Source organism: Arenibacter algicola, from assembly GCF_000733925.1.
Classification (GTDB): Bacteria; Bacteroidota; Bacteroidia; order Flavobacteriales; family Flavobacteriaceae; genus Arenibacter; species Arenibacter algicola.
Genome location: NZ_JPOO01000001.1, coordinates 1003000 through 1022821 on the forward strand (window position 1 = coordinate 1003000; position 19822 = coordinate 1022821).

Annotated in this window: 17 protein-coding genes and 1 tRNA gene; 6 read left to right on the forward strand and 12 right to left on the reverse strand. The window is 38.6% G+C overall.

The genetic code is table 11. The features are described from left to right. The first annotated feature begins 32 nt into the window (after positions 1-32). The 4 genes from U735_RS0104305 to U735_RS0104315 all read left to right on the forward strand — a co-directional run bounded on the left by U735_RS0104305 (position 33) and on the right by U735_RS0104315 (position 1315). Positions 33-482, forward strand: coding sequence for a GatB/YqeY domain-containing protein (locus U735_RS0104305; RefSeq protein WP_031442645.1), 450 nt, complete (start codon positions 33-35; stop codon positions 480-482). 183 nt (positions 483-665) lie between these two features. Further along, positions 666-1025 (forward strand): GIY-YIG nuclease family protein, encoded by a 360-nt coding sequence (locus U735_RS25215; RefSeq protein ID WP_069858619.1) that lies wholly within the window; start codon positions 666-668, stop codon positions 1023-1025. Further along, complete coding sequence (locus U735_RS24890; RefSeq protein WP_051891985.1) at positions 1007-1264, forward strand: GIY-YIG nuclease family protein; 258 nt, start codon at positions 1007-1009, stop codon at positions 1262-1264. Before U735_RS25215 ends, U735_RS24890 begins: the two co-directional genes overlap by 19 nt. Continuing rightward, positions 1242-1315, forward strand: a tRNA-Arg gene (locus U735_RS0104315). Before U735_RS24890 ends, U735_RS0104315 begins: the two co-directional genes overlap by 23 nt. A gap of 566 nt (positions 1316-1881) precedes the next feature. Here U735_RS0104315 and U735_RS0104320 read toward each other — a convergent pair. The 3 genes from U735_RS0104320 to U735_RS0104330 all read right to left on the reverse strand — a co-directional run bounded on the left by U735_RS0104320 (position 1882) and on the right by U735_RS0104330 (position 7000). Then, the gene (locus U735_RS0104320) at positions 1882-3396 is read right to left on the reverse strand and encodes a Kelch repeat-containing protein (protein WP_031442647.1); all 1515 of its coding nucleotides are present in this window, start codon (positions 3394-3396) and stop codon (positions 1882-1884) included. A 193-nt stretch (positions 3397-3589) separates the two neighbouring features. Then, on the reverse strand, positions 3590-5596 hold the full coding sequence (locus tag U735_RS0104325) for a hypothetical protein (RefSeq protein WP_031442648.1): 2007 nt from the start codon (positions 5594-5596) through the stop codon (positions 3590-3592). 27 nt (positions 5597-5623) lie between these two features. Further along, positions 5624-7000, reverse strand: coding sequence for a DUF5723 family protein (locus tag U735_RS0104330; RefSeq protein WP_051891865.1), 1377 nt, complete (start codon positions 6998-7000; stop codon positions 5624-5626). A 280-nt stretch (positions 7001-7280) separates the two neighbouring features. Between U735_RS0104330 and U735_RS24895 the strand changes: the two genes are divergently transcribed. Next, positions 7281-8057, forward strand: a complete 777-nt coding sequence (locus U735_RS24895; protein ID WP_051891866.1) for a LuxR C-terminal-related transcriptional regulator — start codon at positions 7281-7283, stop codon at positions 8055-8057. Positions 8058-8309: 252 nt separating this feature from the next. Here the strand turns inward: U735_RS24895 and U735_RS0104340 are convergent, their stop codons facing one another. Beyond that, positions 8310-10466, reverse strand: coding sequence for a cation:proton antiporter (locus U735_RS0104340; RefSeq protein ID WP_031442651.1), 2157 nt, complete (start codon positions 10464-10466; stop codon positions 8310-8312). Positions 10467-10738: 272 nt separating this feature from the next. Between U735_RS0104340 and U735_RS0104345 the strand changes: the two genes are divergently transcribed. Next, complete coding sequence (locus tag U735_RS0104345; RefSeq protein WP_034248007.1) at positions 10739-12535, forward strand: arylsulfatase; 1797 nt, start codon at positions 10739-10741, stop codon at positions 12533-12535. Positions 12536-12685: 150 nt separating this feature from the next. Here U735_RS0104345 and U735_RS0104350 read toward each other — a convergent pair whose 3' ends face one another. From U735_RS0104350 to U735_RS0104385, 8 genes are all read right to left on the reverse strand, one after another. Continuing rightward, positions 12686-13204 (reverse strand): GNAT family N-acetyltransferase, encoded by a 519-nt coding sequence (locus U735_RS0104350; RefSeq protein WP_031442653.1) that lies wholly within the window; start codon positions 13202-13204, stop codon positions 12686-12688. A 194-nt stretch (positions 13205-13398) separates the two neighbouring features. Further along, positions 13399-13866 carry a hypothetical protein gene (locus tag U735_RS0104355; RefSeq protein WP_031442654.1) on the reverse strand — a complete coding sequence of 156 codons (468 nt, stop codon included), beginning with the start codon at positions 13864-13866 and terminating at the stop codon, positions 13399-13401. A gap of 172 nt (positions 13867-14038) precedes the next feature. Further along, positions 14039-14530, reverse strand: a complete 492-nt coding sequence (locus U735_RS0104360; RefSeq protein ID WP_031442655.1) for a DUF2975 domain-containing protein — start codon at positions 14528-14530, stop codon at positions 14039-14041. A gap of 242 nt (positions 14531-14772) precedes the next feature. Continuing rightward, entirely contained in the window at positions 14773-15555 is a 783-nt protein-coding gene (locus U735_RS0104365) for a DUF1829 domain-containing protein (RefSeq protein WP_031442656.1), read from the reverse strand. After that, positions 15552-16049 carry a DUF6978 family protein gene (locus tag U735_RS0104370; RefSeq protein ID WP_142189771.1) on the reverse strand — a complete coding sequence of 166 codons (498 nt, stop codon included), beginning with the start codon at positions 16047-16049 and terminating at the stop codon, positions 15552-15554. The genes U735_RS0104365 and U735_RS0104370 overlap by 4 nt, the downstream gene beginning before the upstream one ends. A 246-nt stretch (positions 16050-16295) precedes the next feature. After that, a complete protein-coding gene (locus U735_RS0104375) occupies positions 16296-16676 on the reverse strand; it encodes a DinB family protein (RefSeq protein WP_180994031.1) in 381 nt (126 codons plus the stop codon). A 263-nt stretch (positions 16677-16939) separates the two neighbouring features. Then, a complete protein-coding gene (locus tag U735_RS0104380) occupies positions 16940-18481 on the reverse strand; it encodes a pyruvate kinase (RefSeq protein WP_051891867.1) in 1542 nt (513 codons plus the stop codon). 162 nt (positions 18482-18643) lie between these two features. Next, positions 18644-19822 (reverse strand): DUF4861 family protein, encoded by a 1179-nt coding sequence (locus U735_RS0104385; protein ID WP_031442660.1) that lies wholly within the window; start codon positions 19820-19822, stop codon positions 18644-18646.

The following is a 19822-nucleotide window of genomic DNA, read 5'->3' on the forward strand; positions in this document are numbered from 1 at the left end:
TATTTTTATCTTCGCAGGGCTAAAAAAAAGATATGGGTTTACAGCAGAGGGTAATGGAAGATATGAAGGCGGCAATGAAGGCCAAGGATACGGTGGCATTGGAGTCGTTGCGAGCTATAAAATCGGCCTTATTGTTGGCACAGACCGAAACAGGCCCGGGAACGGAACTGTCCGAGGAAGATGAAGTAAAGTTGGTTCAAAAATTAGTAAAGCAGCGCAAGGATAGCGCGGCCATCTATAAGGAGCAGGGACGTGAGGATTTGGCAGAGCCTGAATTGGCGCAGGCAGTGATCATCGAAAAGTTCCTTCCGGAGCAATTGACAGAGGAAGAGATAGAAAAGGTAGTGGTGCAGACCATAGATGCCGTTGGGGCATCAGGGATGAAGGATATGGGCAAGGTAATGGGGATTGTTTCCCAGGAATTGGCCGGACAGGCAGATGGGAAGACGATATCTACTATTGTAAAAAAGAATTTAATGTAAATGTAGTCAGTTGCAGTGCATAGTGTATTTGTTTATAAAACTGCCTACTGTTACTGCCCACTGATAACTAAATAATGGCCCCGTGGCGCAACTGAATACCCGCCCGTGCCCGAACGTGGTAGGGTAGTTGTAATTGAATAATCATTGGCACGTTCGGGCGGGGCGCATCAGATTTTATAGAGAATGTATAAGGTCTATGTAATATATAGTAGTAGTTTTGAAAGATATTATGTTGGGATTACGGATAATATAGAAGTTCGAATCAAACAGCATAATTCAGGAAAGACAAAATCGACCAAGGCTTATGTACCTTGGGAGGTAATCCTGACGGAGGATTACGAAAACAGGTTGGCAGCTAGAGAGCGAGAAAAGTATCTAAAATCGGCTGCAGGTAGACGTTGGAGAAAATTAAATATAAGGCCCCGTGGCGCAACTGAATACCCGCCCGTGCCCGAACTTGGTAGGGTAGGTGTGTTGGATATTGGTTGGCACGTTCGGGCGGGGCGCATCGGATTTTATAGGAAATGTATAAGGTCTATGTAATATATAGTAGTAGTTTTGAAAGATATTATGTTGGGATTACGGATAACATTGAAGTTCGTTTAAAACAGCATAATTCTGGAAAGACAAAATCGACCAAAGCCTATGTCCCTTGGGAAGTAGTCCTGACGGAGGATTACGAAACTAGGCTAGCGGCAAGAAATAGAGAAAAGTATCTAAAATCTGCTGCGGGAAGGCGATGGAGAAATATAAACGTGAGGCCCCGTGGCGCAACTGAATAGCGCATCAGATTTCGGCTCTGAGGGTTGGGGGTTTGAATCCCTCCGGGGTCACGGATAAACCACAAAAAAGTGGTTGTGCTAGCGAGTTTCAAAAATGAAGCTCGCTTTTTTTTTGAAGTATAGCGAAGTGCAACTTTTTGTGGTTTTCAAAGCGGAGCTTTGAGGGATGGGCGCAGCCAATCCCTAGTCTTTCATATGGGTCTGGAAAATTGTTGGATCTAGTTGAAGCTCGCTTCTTTTTTGAAGTATAGCGAAGTGCAACTTTTTGTGGTTTTCAAAGCGGAGCTTTGAGGGATGGGCGCAGCCAATCCCGATTTGGTTACCTGTTCAATTTTCGCCTTTTCTTGATTAGTTGAGCGAGGCACAATTTTATGTATCACTTTTTCTTCTGATGTATTCTAGCTTATAGATATATTGTGAAAATACCTAATCAATCAGGGAGACAGATTACGGCTAGCTCCGTTTAAATTCCCTTTCTTCTTTGAAGGTGGGTCTCACGTCTTTATAATAAGGAGGAAAGCACCAAAACTATATTTTTAAATAAAAATATTCCTAAGTACTTTGTTTTTTAACGGTTTCTCAATTTTCTTAACTATGGTAGCATATAAAATGCAGAACTATAATGCTGCCTCGTAAATGCCAAACGATTCAATGCCATTTTCATCTGCTCCACCGTAAATAATATATAAGGTTTTGTTCAGAACTGTTAACTGGTGAATTGTTTTATTGCCTGACATGTCCAAGTTTGTGGGTATTTCAGAAAATGTATTATCCGTAGTGTTAAAAACTCCAAAGAATATATCATATTCGGTATTGTCAATTTGGCCGGCGACGTAAATCAGGTTGTCTTTTCTCGCTGCATAGGTTCTGTCAACAGTCCTAGGTAAGTTGAAAATTTTGGTTGATGCAGTATCAAAATCATAAACATAAATTATATCTTCCGAAGGAGTGTTTGAAAATTGCGCCTGACCACCAAAAACATAGAGCTTTGAATCCACAATTTCACCATTGGCCCATGACTTTTGTGATGGTAGAGTGCCAATGACTGTAAGACTCTTATTAACATCATCATACTTATAGATCTTATCTGAATTGGTCTCATTAAGGTCTCCCCCGAATATGTAAAGGCTGTTGTCCAGTACCGCACTACCAAACCTACTTAGCCTGAGACCGTGTTCATAGGAATCGGGAGAACAACTGGGGTCTGCACCCGCAGGATTTAAATCAGTAGGATAGGTATTGACGTGAAGCCCACTGATTACCTTTATTTCGCCTTCGATAATATGCAGCTGCTTGGAAACAAATGAATTTATGTCAGACGAACAGGTTTCTATCTCCCTATTACCAAGATTGTAGCTTTTTAATATTTCCAATAGGTTATTATCATTCGTTCTGTAGGACCAATATAATTTGTTTGTGGCTAGGGAAGATGTGAAACCGGGAGCACCAAATAATAGATCACTTCCATCTATGGCAACCAATTGAGAAAACTGCATAGATGTAGGGATGCTATTTACAGTATTTTCTATGGGAATCGGTGTTAATTGATAATTCATATAACAGGTATAGCACCATGGACGCCACCCACTCCATCTAGAATGGAATTTTGGTTTACCCGAGAGATTGGTGCTATTTTCTTTTCTGCGCACCTGTAAATTTACTTCAACTTCAGAAATTACCTCTACTACAATTTCTCCATCTTCATCCTCGAATTTCAGTATTTTAGGACTGGTATTATCTAATTCTGTAGTAAGTTCTATCGGGGGCGCATAAAAGTCAAGCAAAGCTCCATCTTGTGAAGTTGCATTGATATTGACATGGTTACGAGGTTTCCATATAATTTTCACCTCCCCATCCTGGCTTCCAAGTAAGAAAATAAATTCGTCATCTTCTATATTTGGGGTATTACTAACATCAATTTTTCCTGATTCATTTGTAAGTTGTGCACTAGAGGGTTTCCATATGGTTCTTATTTCGTTATCGGAATTTCCAGAGATAAGAATTTGTTTTACTTCTTCCTTCATTAAGGCTGCTGTGGGACTTGTATCTGGGTTTTCATGTTTTGAGATGGGGTCGTCTTCGGCACAATTAAGTAAGGTAAAAGACAATAGAAGGATGGTTAAAGGTTTCATTTAGACAGGTTTTGTTTTGGTATCACAAATAAAATTTAAAAAAACAATCATCTTAAAAGAAATAGCCAGTAAATGGCGTCTTTTTAAGATGATTATGAATCAATAAGAGCAGCCAACTTTCATTTATTTTAATACCATTTCTAGGTTGATATTAATTTGTATATAAATTGAACACTATCCTTTAAATCTGGATTTAATCTTTCACCATCATTCCTCCATTATTAATATTTGATATTTTTTGGCGATAAATTCTCCCTCCCCCATTTCCAAAATTAATGTGGTATCCTGATTCTATATCTCCACTAAGTACATATTGAGTTGTCATAGAAAATACCTGAACAGTACCATCATCATGCGTCCATTCGGTTATGGTACCTGGACCATATTGAGTAGAGCCCTGTGCTGGGTAAGGACTTTCTAAGGTAACTTTGTACTGTTCAATTCGGCCATCCTGATAGTATAAGGTATTTGTCCAATTTCCTGGAATATAATTCTTGTAGTATTCCAGAGAATCCAGTTGCATGCGAATTTCCTTCGGATATTGGCCTAGAACTGGTTCTTTTTTCTTTTTTGCAAAGGAAGGTTCAATTAAAAAATAGGAATCTGGATTGTTATCATTGCCGTTAATGTGACTACTGCCATTTATAAAAGTAAAACTTAGCCAGCCTTCACTGTTGGTGGTCACCTTGCTTGCATCCACGGTTGCATCTCCAAACTCTTTCCTAATATCAAATGTGAGGTCCTTTATAGGGGTATAAGAGGTTTGTTTCTCTATGGTGGTTAAACTGGGTTCACGAAGTATATTCCATTTTTGTATGGTTTCTTTTATGGTGTCATTGACTGTATAAGGTGAGTTGGCCACGCCATAGTACCAACCAAGATAGGGGTCATTTCCGTAAGTGGAGACAAGTTCACCAAAGGTCATTTGATCAAAATAATTAAGTCTTAAATAGTTGTCTGACCTATTAAAGGCATTATAATCTTTTAATATATGATATAGTTCCAATGAATATTCATCTATATTTAAGTTGGTAGCTATTAAACGTATGGCGTTAAAGTAATTCCATTTTGCCTCTGGCATGCAATTTTGGATCCCACTGTATAAGTTATCGTGACGGGATATTATATAATTGGAGAAATTGGTCTCATCAGTTAGGGAATAATAATTGGATTTGGTCAAATCTTTGATAAGGTTCCCGCACTCTCCATTTAAAAGGGATTTTAAACCAATGGGAAAGGAAGTTACAAGTAAGTTGATGTTCAAGTTTGCCAAGTTTTTGGCATAGGCTTTATTTATTGTTTCAGATATTCCGTAATTATTGCCAACGGAGAAGTGTAGATGATAATAACCTTCATCAATAAGCTGAACCGAATTTATATTATTTCGGTATCCATCGAAAAATGTGTCATAAATATATCCAGTTAATGAAGTAGGGTTGTCTATCATTCCTTTGGAGTTGATCATATAAGGACCAAGTTCGTTGTCTTGATTATCTATATTTTTAACTCCAACAACCAATGAGGTATAGATGGGTAGACTAATTGGCCATTCTATTTTACCTGTCCTGGTGTAAGAGAATTTAAATTCTAAGGGTGTTTCACTATTTTTAGAAGTTTTTTTGTTGGTAACCATTGTATTGCCAGATTCCTTTAAGAGGTCCACAAATGCCATATTTTTTAAGGGGGGTGTATTGGCGTTTAGGGAAGTGGTCAAAAGGTCTTTTAATTCAACATACTTTGGGTTACTTTTTATTAAACTTAAAAGTACTTCATGGGTGTGACCGTATTTGGATATTTCTGGATTTAAGGAGAAATAGAACAACAGAATTTCATCAATATTAGTGACATTATTGGTTGGCGATTTCGGATAATACCCCAACATTATTTCGCCTTCTTTCATAAAGATCAACGGTAAAATCTCTATTTCATTGGCTTCCTGTACCACTTGAAAACTCCCATCAGCGTTGACTTTGGATGTTCCGCCTATGGTTATGGCAGTCAACTTTGAAAAATCTAGATTGGATGTGCCATTAATTGTGAGCGTTGTACTTGTAGTAACAGGGGGTAGTTCCGGATTTTTAACAATAATTTCATCTGGTATTTCATTTGATTCTTCTATTTCTTCACGACAATCCGTACAACATGAATATAAGCTAAGAGCTACAAGAGCCAATATAATAGCCGAAAGGTAGTTTTTCATAAATTAGAGTTTAATTGTATTAATAATTTAATTTACAGTACCTGGAGTAAGAGTGTCATTTTCCAATTTTGACTTTCTTTTTTGATAGATTGGAACCTTTAAACCGGCATAAATGTTGGCCGACTTGGCATTATCTGAAAAGAGTGTAGATAGGATTGTGCCAGAGCCAATTACCAGTGGCCCCAATCTGAAACCCGTACCAATGGCCGTACCGCCCAATTCACTGAAACTTACAGGGAGATACAGACTAAAGAACCTAGTTTCATATCTTGGAGAAATACTAAGGATATTCTGTCCTATGTTATTATAAGGTTTATCGGCCTCCAATAAGGAGGTATTGTAGTTAACACTAGCGTATACACGATGGGTTATCCTGTAATCTATGTTTATTTGTAAAGCGGTAGGCAGGCTGACCTTTATGTCTTTTACGGTGGTTGTTCCCGGATAATTATCTTCCAAGGCTTGCCCTATGTCGTTCTCCCCTTCCTCGGCCGTAACCGAGCCATTTAGGGTATAATCTGTTTGTTCTTGGTCTTTGTAGGTGATATGGCCGATATCTAAAATAGCCACTCCTATTTTCAATTTATACTTGTTAAAACCTTTACCATTTCTGTCTTCTGCTATTGTTCTTGTCGATTCTGGACGGTATTCATAAATTAGTCCTATATCGGTTCCAAAGCCTGGTGTAATGGAACTAAATGGGTCTTCATCTTCATTATAGCTCATCATATAGGAAAGATCGCCACTAAGATTGATCAAGGATTGAGGAGGGTCATTTTCATTATATACATAATCTCCAGAAAAAGAATTGGAAGTGGCTTGAACCACGCCTCCCCCCAAGAGATATTTAAGTGTTATTCCTGCCTTTAAGAAATTATTATCCTTGTCAGTTAAAATCCTGCCATACGTAAGACCGATTTCTCCCCAAGCATGTAATGTTTGGTCTAAATTCTTCATGTTAAAATCAAAATCCTCATCATCAAAACCCGATGTTAAATCCTCATATAATTTAGCATTTAAATTTCTTGAGTTGTTGTAAATACGGACCCTTGACAGCAAACCTATACTGCTTTTTTTGGTAAGGTTAAACATAAAGGAAGGGCCGAACAATTCCAGATTTAAAAGTAATTCATTATCGTCCTTGGGGAATACGGTAAAGGAATCTTCGTTTATAATATTAATAAAGTTATCCGGTGTTAGTGGGGTATAATCTGTTCCAATTTGGATTTGAGTTGAAAAGATATTGATCTCTGATTTGATCCTAGAATCAACAATATTGGCTGGGTTTATTAGGACACCATGAAGTCCGTTAAAATTATCATTTTCAAATCCTTGATAATATTGGGACAATACTGTAAGTGTTGTAGCCGAGAATAGAACTAAACTTAATATAATCTTTTTCATGTCAAATGTATTAATGGTTTTTATAATTTGGCGCTATTCTGAAATGGGGGTTTAGGTTGGTTTTGTATTTGATTTTTCTTCTCTTTATTTGTTTTTTAAATGTTAAGGAAAATACTTTGTTAGCTCAATTGTTACAAAAGGTCAGTTGAAAGTCATGGGTTATTTTGAATTGTGGATTGAAATTTTTTTTTCAACGAAGATATTTACTAAAACATCGATGTGAAATACCTAAGATTGGGTATTTTAACATATCTTTAATACAGCGTTATCCCCCGATAATATGTTAGAAAAAGATATTGAACAGGTATTAAGAGTATGGGAATCTCAAAACAAAATATTGAGTCCAAACAAAAAAGTACTAATCTCAGAAATAATAGATCAAATCTCGTTCCTGTTTTCCGTTGGACCCTTCTATTACTACATTCTAAACTTTGAAAGTTTAAAAATGGAACTCGTAAATGAAGGGACAAGGGAGGTTTTGGGAATAGCCCCAGAGGATTTTACCATGGAAAAGGTGTTTGCCTTAATGCATCCCGAGGACCTCTCTAAAATGCATGAAAAGGAAGCTTTGGCGTTCGATTTTGCCCTCAATAGAATTTCAAAAGAAGATATCTTATTATATAAGATAGTCTATATGTTTAGGATGATACATAAGGACGGATCTTATAGGACCATTTTGCATCAGGTTAAGGCTATTAGTGCTACTGAGGACGGTAAAATTCTGCAAGTATTGGGCATACATACAGATATATCTTATCTGAATATACCATTCCACCAAAAAGTGTCCTTTATTGGGATTAATAGGCCGTCTTTTTACAACATCTGTCCAAAAAGTATTTTTAATCCCAGTAGCAAGGTTAAACAGACATTATATTCCAAACGTGAAATAGAAATCATAAAAAAATTGGCAGAGGGCAAAAAGTTTGTAGAGATAGCTCAACAACTCTTCGTTTCGCCCCACACTATTAATACACACAAAAAAAATATCCTAAGAAAATCTGGTTGTAAGAATACCCCTGAACTAATTGCAAAGTGTTTAATGGATGGGGTTATTTGACCTAGTGATATGTAACAGAAATTATAGGTATCTTATAAGGTTATTCTTCATTTTGGCTTTTGTTCTTAGATGTTCCATTAGGGTGTGAAAATCAGTTGCAGGCTGGTGTGCATTATATGCTGGCGGAACTTTGGGGAATGATGCAGCCCGTCCAATAATCCTGTATTATATTGTTCCTAGATTTCTCCTTGGTTTTTAGGCCCTCCATGCTACTTGGGCAAACAGCTAGGTTATAGAAATACTTCCTGCAGATTATTCCCTGTTATCCTTTTTAAAAATATTGCCAATGCCCTTGCCAATCTTCTGTATGGTTTCTATTCCTTTGTGGATTGGTTCAGGGTTGATCTGATCATAGCGCTTGCTCCCAAGTTGTTGTACGAACTGCTGAGGGTATATAATAAGCCGACTATTATTAGGGAAATGTTTTTCCATTTTGGACGGAAGGTTTTCGAGCATAACCATATAAGATGCCGCACCTTCACGGGCAGAAACCAAAACAAATAAATCATTTTCCCTTACGCTTTTGGAGAGATCCGGGAAATCTTCCCAATCACTAAATTGACTGGTTGTAACTGAAGCTGACAATTTAGAATCCTTGATCAGTTTTTTAATGGATTTCGAGGTGGATTCATTGCAGTATAGTTGAATTGGGATACTTAATTCTTGAGCCAATTTTGCCATTTTTGTAAACCAAAGTTCAAAGCCGTTCTCATGTTCGGTTAAGGGAGGGGCCGCAATTACAATTCTTCTATGGGACACCAATGGCTTTTTAAAATGGCATATAATCGTAGTTTTATCGGTGTTGCTTATTATACTGTCCACTTTTTCCCCTATAAGTTTCTCTATAAATCCAGTGCGTTTTGGCCAGCCCAAAACAATGATGTCTGCCATTATTTCTTTAGCAATACGGGATATTCCACTGGCGGCGTTATGGTCGATTGTGGTAATGATACTTACTTTTGTTTCCGTTGCTGATGCCTGTTCTACGAATTCTTCCAGTTTTTTTCTGGCTTTTAGAATATTGTTTTCAGCTTCCTCATTATTGGATACCACGGAGAGAACCGATAAGGGGTTGGCCGATTTTTTCCCTTTGATAAAAATCGAAAATTCGAGCAATTTTTCCATGCTCCCAATATTGGCAATGGGCAATAAAATGTGCTCGTTATTCAATCCATTTACTTTCATTGGTCCTGAGCTATCGTCCTCTGTCTCAATCACAAGTTTTTTAGCGGCTTTTTCCGTAGCAAAGGAGGCAACAACACAGGTAATTAGGATAAGTATAATGGTTCCGTTCAGGATATTTTCATCTAGAATTTGCGCTTTATATCCTACTAAAATTACCGCAAGTGTGGCAGCGGCATGGGAACTGCTCAATCCAAAAATAAGCTGACGTTGGGTTTTGGTGTATTTAAAAGCAAGTTGAGTTACCAAAGCTGCAAACCATTTGCCAAAAAGTGCTACAATTGAAAGTGTTGCGGCTACAATAAGTGCGGTTTGCCCATTTAGAATTACACTAATATCGACCAACATTCCTACACTTATCAAGAAAAAAGGAATAAATAAGGAATTGCCTATAAATTGTATCCTATTCATCAAGGCAGAAGAATGGGGAATGAGTTTATTAAGGGCCAATCCTGCGACAAATGCTCCGATAATCGGCTCAACCCCTGCTAATTCGGCCAAGAATGCAGCAAAAAATACCATGGAAAGTACAAAGATATAGTGGGAGTGTTTTTCACTTTCCAGTTTACGAAAAAACCAATTGGCAATCCTTGGAATTATTAGGAACATAATAGCGGAAAAAATAGATAAAGAAATTCCCAAGCGAATCCAAAAGGCCATATTCAGATTCCCCTGGCTGTTTCCCATAATAACCGCCAGAATGATTAGTACGGCCGTGTCCGTTAATATGGTGCCACCCACGGTAATGGCTACAGCCTGGTTTTTCGACACTCCTAATTTGCTTACTATAGGATATGCCACCAGTGTATGGGTAGCGAACATACTGGAAGTAAGGAAACTGGCATTAAAGTCGTATTCCAGAAAGAAATAGCAGACCGGGAAACCGATGGCCAACGGAAAAATGAAGGTAAAAACTCCAAACACAAGACTTTTGTTTTTATTGGACTTAAACTCGTTCATGTCCAGTTCCAGACCTGCAATGAACATGATATATAAGAGGCCAATGGTTGAAAATAGATCAATGGCCGAATTTTTTTCGAGAATATTTAGTCCAAATGGCCCGATTACCACACCGGAAATAATTAAACCTATTATTCCGGGAATATTTAGTTTTCTTAGCAGAATGGGCGATAACAGAATAATAAAAAGGATTAAAGAGAATATCAGCACCGGATTTTCCAATGGCAATTCAAATTCGTGTCTGAGGTGTTCAAAGAAATCTTTCATCCTGTTGATATACCCTTTTTAGGTGAGCTCTAAATTCAACTATTTTTGGTTAATAATATTCGTTTAGTGAAAGAATTCTTTCACTAAACGATCCCTTGATTTGGCTAATGCAAAGTCTCGAAATTTACGCGCGGTCCAAATGGCCTTAAGTATGGAATCAATGAAAATATTGGGAAATCCTTTCAAATTCAGGTTAAAAGGGAATTTATATATAAATTGATTGGATTCCTTATCTTATACTTCCAAAATCCAACCAATTAAATAACTACCAAATGAAGAATATTTTAGTGAAGTGTTTGGTCCTGGCCATATTGGGATTATCACTTTCTTGTAAAGAAAAGACAGAACCTGAATCCACTTCCAATGCCCCGCGCAACGAAAAACCCAATATTGTTCTCATCTTGGCCGATGACCAAGGCTGGGGAGATCTTGGGATTTCCGGGAATACCAATTTGGCAACCCCGAATATAGATGCCATTGCCAATAACGGGGTCACTTTTGATCATTTTTACGTAAGCCCGGTATGTTCTCCCACTAGGGCCGAACTTTTGACCGGCCGTTATTTTCCGATGGTAGGGGTCTATTCCACTTCTTCAGGTGGTGAACGTCTAAATTTGGATGAAACCACCCTTGCGGAAGTTTTTAAACAGGCTGGATATGCCACAGCTGCTTACGGAAAATGGCATAATGGCATGCAACCTCCTTACCATCCCAATGCCAGGGGATTTGATGATTTTTATGGCTTTTGTTCCGGACATTGGGGCAATTATTTCAGTCCCATGTTGGAGCACAATGGGGAAATTGTAAAGGGAGACGGCTTTATCATTGACGATCTTACCAACAAAGGCTTGGATTTTATGGACAGGAATAAGGAGAGACCCTTTTTCTTGTACCTTCCATATAACACGCCCCATAGCCCCATGCAGGTGCCGGATGAATATTGGAATAGGTTTAAGGACAGGGAACTTGCTTTGAAATATCATGGGGAGGAAGAGGAGAACGAGAACTTTACCAGGGCGGCCCTGGCCATGGTGGAAAATATTGATTACAATGTGGGCAGGGTTATCGATAGACTAAGGGACTTGGAACTGGAAGAAAATACGCTGGTAATATACTTGTCGGACAACGGGCCTAACGGATGGCGTTGGAATGCCGGAATGCGTGGCAGAAAGGGATCTACCGATGAGGGTGGGGTACGATCCCCCTTGGTCATGCAATGGAAGGACAAACTACCTAAAGGAAAGCATATTTCAGAAATAGCAAGTTCCATAGATATATTGCCCACCTTATCCGATTTGGCCCAAATTGAGGAGAATACAATGAAACCTTTGGACGGTAAAAGCTTAAAGCCGCTATTGATGGACAATAGCCCGTCCTGGGATGCTAGGGTGGTCTATAACCATTGGAATAGTGGTACAAGTATAAGAACGCAAAAATATCGCTTGGACAGTAAAGACAGTCTCTATGATATGGAGATGGACGGGGGACAGACCACAGACCTTTCAGGGAAACTGCCACAACTCACAGATTCTTTGAAACAATTAAAAAGAGACTGGCTGCAAGAAGTAATGCCAAAATCCAAAGCGACAGAGGATCGGCCTTTTACTTTGGGCCATCCTGATTATGTGTACACCCAGATTCCTGCCAGGGACGGGGTTGCTCATGGTAATATAGACCGGAGTAACAGGCATCCCAACGATACCTTTTTTACAAATTGGATAAGTACAAAGGATAGCATCAGCTGGGATGTGGAGGTTTTGGCCGATGGGGAATTTGAAGTAGAACTTTATTATACAGTTAAAGAACAGGACTTAGGATCCGAATTTGAATTGCGCTTAGGGGAAAGTTCCTTAAAGGCAACCATAACCACAGCACATGATCCACCACTAGTTGGGGCAGAACGGGATCGTGACCCCAGAATTGAATCCTATACCAAGGACTTTATTCCAATGGACCTGGGGAAAATAACCTTGAAAAAGGGTAGGGGCAACTTAGTACTCAAAGCGCTAAAAATACCTGGGGAGGAAGTTATGGATGTGCGATTATTATTGTTTAAGCGGGTAAACTGATTTGGTAAAGGCAAATCATTCTAAGTTCCCGTCCTTACCCACTTAGCCTATAACTTTAGGTGCAAAATAGGTTCATTGAGTAACTTCAATGCGGCCACCTCACAAATTTCTATTGGCGTCAAATAAGTTTTTGGCAGTGATTGAGAAAAGTTATTTTTCAATTTTATATACGAGCAATTCTTCATCATTGTTAGGAAGTATTGTTGTTCCCGCTAATGCCAGACCAAGTTTTTCCAAAAGTCTTTGGGAGGAAACATTGTGTTTGGAGGTGATGGCACTAATGGCATGGAGACCTAATTCGTTGAAGGCAACATTTTTTAATTTGTCGGCAGCTTCATAAGCATAACCTTTTCCTTCATATTCCGGTAAAAAGGCAAAACCAATATCGATGCCTTCCAATCCCTCCCTATCATATAATCCACAACATCCAATTTTTACCTTGTCCGTTTTTCTTATGAGGGTATAATTGGAAAATCCAAGTCGTTCCAGTTGTGGCTGCATTTTAGTTAGGATATACTCTTTTGCCATGTCTGGTGAGGTGATATTTCTGTCTCCAATGTTCCTAAGCCATTTGGGACTATTGAACAGCTCAAAAATAAATGCAGCGTCCTCTTCTAAGGTGGGTTTTATGATTAACCTTTCTGTTTCAAACGTTTTATACGGCCCCATATTTAAAATTACTTTACCTGATTAATGTTTATCCAGGTCTAATAATCTAAGATAGTTATTTTCCACATTTTTCAATGTCATTTTGAACAAAGGTGTAAGTACCATGAAGCGCAAAAGGGGAGGTCGGGATTGGAAACAAATAGCCTTAGCTCATCTTCATTGCTATAGCTATAGCAGACCATAGCCGTTAAGTACTACTTTTGGTCAGGTTTTTCAAGGTTTTTTTTTAATTCGATCTGCTCATCAGCTACCTCAATTGTTACGGCGTCTCCATAGTTCAATCCATCAATTTTTGGAAGTATTAGCTCCAATATGGTTGGGTTTTGAAAATGTTCTGCCTTGGTGGCAGGATCTGGCATATAGATTAAACCTTTATAGCTATTTTCATTTATATGGAGGGAAACATCAAAAAAATAAAAATTTTCCGGTGGGATAAATCGGGACCAATTTATATTCTCAAAAAAATGTTTTGGATGTAATATTTTAAAAGAAAAAGGTGCAATGTCCAAATTAATGGTCCCTAAAAAGTATGGACTTAAGTCCAAACCCTTTTGTGAAAAATGTTGGGATTGGGCTTTTAAGGTTCCTTTGGGATAGCGAGGGTCTTTTGCCTTCCAAGAGGCAACTCCATGACCTTGTTTTATAACGGCCTCTACTTTCATGGTACCTTATTTTAATGATTTTTAACTGTTAAATATATTTGATGAATATAGGTATTTAGGAAATAGTAGTACAGCCATGCTCGGGGTAATCAGAAATACATATTTACATAATAAACTGCTAAGTCACGCCAGTGGTGGTATTAGTCAATATCATGGTATAAAATCAAAACTATTATTTTGACTGTTCATATAGCTGTTCATTTTCTAATTTTATGTCCACTCCATTTTGAAAGATTTTTTCAAACACTGCTGCGGCTGTAGCAACTGCCAGAGAAACAAAAGTTGTTGCAATACATATGGCAAGAAAACCCGCAGGGTCGTCATCTTTATTATGAAATATCTTTATATATACACCTGCCATTACAATTGCGAGGCCTAGTATGATTGCGCAATATTTAATACTCCTTAAAGTCCTCACCGAGTTTATTGTGAATGCTTTATTTTGTCGGATATATCCGAATAATTTGAACGCCTTATACAGCGCAATAAAAAAAGGGATAGACGCGGCAAAGCCAAATAGGATAAACGGATCAGAGTATATGCTGAACAGATCTAAGTTTGCGGCCCTACCCTCGGTCAGGGGAATCCGAATCATAATGGCCAATGCCGCAATCCCAAAGAGCGCAATGACTCCCTGAAGGAATAATGTTGAGCTATGTTTCATAATTGAGTTTTGTTAATGGTTACTGTTATCTGATTCTATTATTGTCGTTAAACGGTTGCTGATGAGAGGTTTTTGTATGATTGGTTGCTTGGTTAACCACCTAAATTTAGCGAATACATACCGAACTTAGCTGCCGGCTAGGCTGGATGGCGCCAGGTGCTATTTACAATTTGGATATTAAACTGCTTTAACACGAGCGTGACGCTCGCGCCAGCGGGGGACTGGTTGTTGTAAGTAGTGTTTTATGCGACAAGCAGTTCCTTATTACTTCTAGTGTCCCTCTCTGACCATAAAATATAATTCGCATTTTTTGATTTTAGGGCGTCCAAAAATTCATTTTTCACATTCTTTTCAGAATCATTTATAACTGCTATAGCTCGAACATCTTTTTTAGTAGACTTTTCGCGAACAGGTTTAATGTCTTCCCAGGAGAATAGAAAAGTAGATAAATTCTGTTTGTTAACTGTATTAAATGATTTAATTACAATTTCTTTATTCTTCTGAGCTATCTGAAAATCAAAATTAAATTCTAATCCGGTTGCTCCTTTTGAAATGAAATCGGGGGTGTAAATAATATCCTGTGAATCAAGATAATTTCTTACATCTTCTTTAAAAATAGATGCAACATTATTATTGGACAAAACATAAAGGTCATTTACCTCAATAATTGCTGACAAAAAATTATGCTTCGACTGTGAAAATTTTTCAAGATTTGTTTCTATCAGAAGTTCATTGTTTATTGATTGTAGACCATAATTAAGGAGTATTGAGTCCAACAAATCCCTTCTCCTTTTTGACCCTTGAATATGAAGTCCTTGTAATTCAAGGTTAGCCATTGTTTCTCCATTATCACTTAGAGTTAATTGGTCCCCATTTCTTTTTGCATATATTTCTATTGAGTCGTTAAAAGCACCCATAAAAGGGGTGCTAATAAGAAACCAATCCGTAGTAGCGCCTTGTTGGATAAAAGTTTTTTCTCTTAACCAATTGTAATATTCATCTACGTATGTATTTACCCAATTCACAATATTGCCTGTTGAACGTTAATCAGAGTTTTGAGATTTATTAGTCTTGCGAAATTAGTTATTAAATCAGACAAGTCTGATGAATCATTTATTTCTTTAACTGGAAAATCAATATCAGCCAATGGTATAGCCCATGCCAGAGGTTTATAACCTTCAACAAACACGTGCATGTGGTGTTCATCGAGAGAGAACCACTTTCCAGCATAAGGTTTTAGATATTCAGGTAGCGTGTCCTTAATCCCTTCTGGATTTTGATGAGTGCCTTTGTAATCTATTCGTAAAAGCCCAACAAAAGTGTTGCTCTCAAGGTGATGAATAGATGTTTTTAGGATTATTTTTTGATTAGAAGTCAATTCTACCCAAAAATTTCTCTCAGAATCCTGATATGAAATCAAGTCCAATCTATTTTTCTTATTTCCTAGGTCAATTATTTGATTTGGGTCGGACAAGACTTTTTCCAATTTCATCAAATATTCTGCTTCTTGATTGGTCAAACTGTTATTTTTAATATTACTTACAACATTCGGATATGGCAACAAGTACTTATATCCCCATTATATCAGTCTAATATAGCAAATCTTTTCTTTCAAATGCTTCCGTGTTGTAGTGGGAAATTTATTGGTATTACAAATGAAATTTCCCCTAGGCTGACATGTATTGGCAGTGGATATTTGCAATTTGGATATATAGCTGATAAGGCTATCGCCAACGGGGGAGTCCAAATCCATATTCCGATTGAGTCAGTTCCACCAACCATTTCTTTTCCTAATGTAAACAATTTGACCTGTATGATAGGCGGTGTGGGATGCCATATTTGCTATTTCCGCACTCCATTCCATAATTTGTTCCTCCGTTGCGTTTTCGGTCAATCGTTCCCATTCGGTTTGAATACTATCCAATTTTTTTATGGCATATTGCCAGTCCTGCCCATTGTTTATTTTGAATGTTTCTTTGTTGTTGTCATTAAATTCGGAGACTTTTTCTCCTTTAAATGCTTTAAGGTTCATCTCGTTCCAAAAAATCAAATGGGAAGTTAATTCTCCTATTGAATGGTTTTCCGTGCTGTCTCTCCAATTGGATTGCTCAAGGTTAAGTCCTTCAATTGCCTTTTTTGTTGACACAAACCATTCTTCATTTGTATGTGTACTTTTAAGTTGTTGGATGAGTAATGTTTTTACGTTTGGTACATCGTTAACTTTATCTGTACAACTCGAAATTGTAAATACAAGTCCAATTGATATTAATATTCGATTCATTTTTTCAGTATAGAGTACAACATACGGATATAGTAACTTGTTAATTTATACGTAATTATATCAGTCTAATATAACAAATTTTTTCCTTCAAATGTTTCCGTTTAGCAGTTGGAAATTCATAAGAACCACTACTTCATCGGAAAATCTTTATGGATATTCTTAAGTCCCGTTTTGGCTACTTTTAGCGCCCTTAGTGTGTTTTTGGATTTTTGGGAATGGGCTTCCATTCTTTCCAGTACATTTTTTAGGGTTTTGGTGGCCTCCACTATAAAAGGCCCCTTGTTGAGCATTACACATTCCGCCTGGGCACTGATGGTGGCATCCGAAATTTCCGCTCTGGTAGCCATGCCCTTTTTGGCCATGGTATCCAACACCTGAGTGGCCCAGATGACGGGTATCTGAGCCGCCTCGCATAACCATAGTATTTGGTTCTGTACTTCGGAAATACGTTCAAAACCAATCTCCACTGCCAAATCGCCCCTAGCGATCATAACGCCTATTTTTGGTCTTTTCATTGCGCTGAAGAGTATGGAGGGTAAATTCTCGAACGCAGCCCTGTTCTCTATCTTAAAAACAACCCCGGTATCCATATCCCCCAATTTGTCCAATTCCTCATAGAGGATGGCCACATCTTTGGCATTTCGTACAAAGGAATAGCCCATAAGGTCCGCATGGGCACTTATGAAGGGCAAGAGTTGTACATCTTCCGGAGTTAGGGAGGGCAGGTTGAGATGGGTAGTCGGTAAATTGATGCCTTTTCCTGGCCTCAATTTTTTCTTATGGGATTTTCTTACCAGCAGTGATGCGGTTTCCTCATCGAGGCTAACTACTTTGGCCTCTATGGCACCATCATCAAAAAACACGGCTTGTCCCTTTTTAAGATCATCAATAATCTGCGAAAGGGAAACTTCCACCAGGATGGTTTCCTCAGGAAGCGATATCTTTTTATGTTTCCCTGAAAGATAGGGGGAGTTGTGTTTTATCAGCAATAATTTGTCCCCTTTGCCAATTTTTACAGACGATACGGTGTCCAAGGTTTTTTGCGAAACCTTTTTAAGGTAGATATTGCTGATTCTAATTTTTGGCCCTGGTAGGTCCATATAAATATGGATAGGGGCCGCACTATCTTTGGAAACGGCTTTTATTTTACCTAGGATTTTTTTCCAAAGCGCTTCACTCCCATGACTGAGATTTAAACGGGCAGTGCCCATACCTGCAGAATGCAATTTTTTAAGTAGTTTTTTGTCGGTAGCAGCTTCATCGGGCATAGTGACCATTATTTCGGTGTCCCTTTCCCCACGATCGGAGGCAAAGAGGTCATTGGCATGATCCATCAATAAATGCTTGCTTCCTGTATACCCAAGGGCTTCGAGGTCGGTATCCCTTTCCCAAGTTTTTCCGTTCAGTAATTTGACCAATTTAAGGGCGTTGGAGATATTTTCATAAACGTATCCGGCCCCTGTGCCCAATGAGGATATCCCCAATTCGGATAGGTCGCTCTGTAATTTGCGGATGTCCACACTGCGGAGCAGTAAATAGCGATATAGGTTCTTGGCACTTGACCTATATTGTGGATGAACCGAAGCGGCTATGCTATCCGCGGTGGACTCCTGTTTTAAAAGTGATTCGTAAATTGTTTCGAGTTCCCGTTCCAGTTTTTGAAGGTCCATACCGCAGCTTTTGTTTTATAAATTTACGCATATAAACCAGGGATATTTCTGATGGAAAACACAAATTGAAGTTAAAATTTGGACTAAAAAAAGGCAATACCCCAAGGCATTGCTATGCACATGGGGGTATTGCCCAATAGAATATATGTCAAATGCCAGTCCCTATGGAGTTATGCTAACTTCCAAGGGGTTATGGATCTGTTCGGAAAAGGCGTTTAAATAGTGCTCCCATTCCTCTTTGGAATTAAATTGCCCACTTTTTTTCCATCCAAAGCCTGCGTAGTAGCTTACTTGCTTGTTTTTAACTTTCAAATGGGCGTAGGCATTGCTTAGGTCCTTTGTTTCAACATCGTACTTTTCAAAATCGATAAAAGTATCCGTAGGGGCAAGGATGGCCGTGCCCAATTTCGAATCCCCATGGGGCTGCCAGTAGCTTACCCATCCCTTTTCGGTATTCCCGCTAACTTCGCCGTCTTTTTCGTGCAGGGTGAGTCCGGCGTAAATATCATCTACACCCTCTAAGGTTATATTGAATTTGGATAAATTTTGCCCTAGGTCCAAGCTTATAACTCTGGATTCTTTGATGGTTTGTCCGTTAGCGTCCCAGGCTGCATATTCCAAATAAAAGCTGGTCCTTAATGGGCCGGTGGTAATGGTGCGCCATTTAGTATAGTTTTTGGAATAGTAGTAGGTAGAGTCAACTTTGGCAGCAATACCTCCTACACCACGACTGGCACCTACGTGAAAATCGTCCAAGCCTTCGCCGGTATCCTTGTGGTAACTACTTTGGCCACTTAATTCCTCTTTGTACCATTTGTCAATTATGGGGTATTCTACCCGTTTTAACCAGGCATCGACACCGCTGGATAAGGTGCCGCCGGGAACCTTGTCCTCTATCATTTTCTGTGCAGTGGGTCCATAGACCCTAAAGGCAACTTTATTATTTTCCCAAGTGTAATCATCGGTACGTTCTGGAACAAACCTGGAATAGCACAACACCTCGGCTGTGGGGTTTTCTCCCGTTGTTACTGTAACTACTTCAAACTTACTTTCCCCTTTCGCCGGTATTTTGGGTTGAAAAAGGATCATATCCATAGCGCCATCGCCATCATTATCTACCGTTTGGACAATTTCAAGGGTATTGGTTTCCTTGTTCTTAATGCCAACAGAGGATAGATCTTCCACCTTCAACATATCCTTGGTGAGCTCTACGGTCTCCGTTGTCCTCTCTTGGTCCAGAACATTTTTTACCGTAATAATGGTGGGTGTTTCCTTTTCGGAACAGGAAACGGACAGCATTGCCAATGCGGAAAATAGAACTAATTTATAAAGTGATTTCAT

What these genes read in the sequence shown, in the direction of transcription:
- U735_RS0104340 (WP_031442651.1), bottom strand. Translation starts at nt 10,466, where the DNA reads ATGAAAGATTTCTTTGAACACCTCAGACACGAATTTGAATTGCCATTG.
- U735_RS0104380 (WP_051891867.1), bottom strand. Translation starts at nt 18,481, where the DNA reads ATGGACCTTCAAAAACTGGAACGGGAACTCGAAACAATTTACGAATCA.
- U735_RS0104330 (WP_051891865.1), bottom strand. Translation starts at nt 7,000, where the DNA reads ATGAAAAAGATTATATTAAGTTTAGTTCTATTCTCGGCTACAACACTT.
- U735_RS0104320 (WP_031442647.1), bottom strand. Translation starts at nt 3,396, where the DNA reads ATGAAACCTTTAACCATCCTTCTATTGTCTTTTACCTTACTTAATTGT.
- U735_RS25215 (WP_069858619.1), top strand. Translation starts at nt 666, where the DNA reads ATGTATAAGGTCTATGTAATATATAGTAGTAGTTTTGAAAGATATTAT.
- U735_RS0104345 (WP_034248007.1), top strand. Translation starts at nt 10,739, where the DNA reads ATGAAGAATATTTTAGTGAAGTGTTTGGTCCTGGCCATATTGGGATTA.
- U735_RS24890 (WP_051891985.1), top strand. Translation starts at nt 1,007, where the DNA reads ATGTATAAGGTCTATGTAATATATAGTAGTAGTTTTGAAAGATATTAT.
- U735_RS0104325 (WP_031442648.1), bottom strand. Translation starts at nt 5,596, where the DNA reads ATGAAAAACTACCTTTCGGCTATTATATTGGCTCTTGTAGCTCTTAGC.
- U735_RS24895 (WP_051891866.1), top strand. Translation starts at nt 7,281, where the DNA reads ATGTTAGAAAAAGATATTGAACAGGTATTAAGAGTATGGGAATCTCAA.
- U735_RS0104360 (WP_031442655.1), bottom strand. Translation starts at nt 14,530, where the DNA reads ATGAAACATAGCTCAACATTATTCCTTCAGGGAGTCATTGCGCTCTTT.
- U735_RS0104350 (WP_031442653.1), bottom strand. Translation starts at nt 13,204, where the DNA reads ATGGGGCCGTATAAAACGTTTGAAACAGAAAGGTTAATCATAAAACCC.
- U735_RS0104385 (WP_031442660.1), bottom strand. Translation starts at nt 19,822, where the DNA reads ATGAAATCACTTTATAAATTAGTTCTATTTTCCGCATTGGCAATGCTG.
- U735_RS0104305 (WP_031442645.1), top strand. Translation starts at nt 33, where the DNA reads ATGGGTTTACAGCAGAGGGTAATGGAAGATATGAAGGCGGCAATGAAG.
- U735_RS0104355 (WP_031442654.1), bottom strand. Translation starts at nt 13,866, where the DNA reads ATGAAAGTAGAGGCCGTTATAAAACAAGGTCATGGAGTTGCCTCTTGG.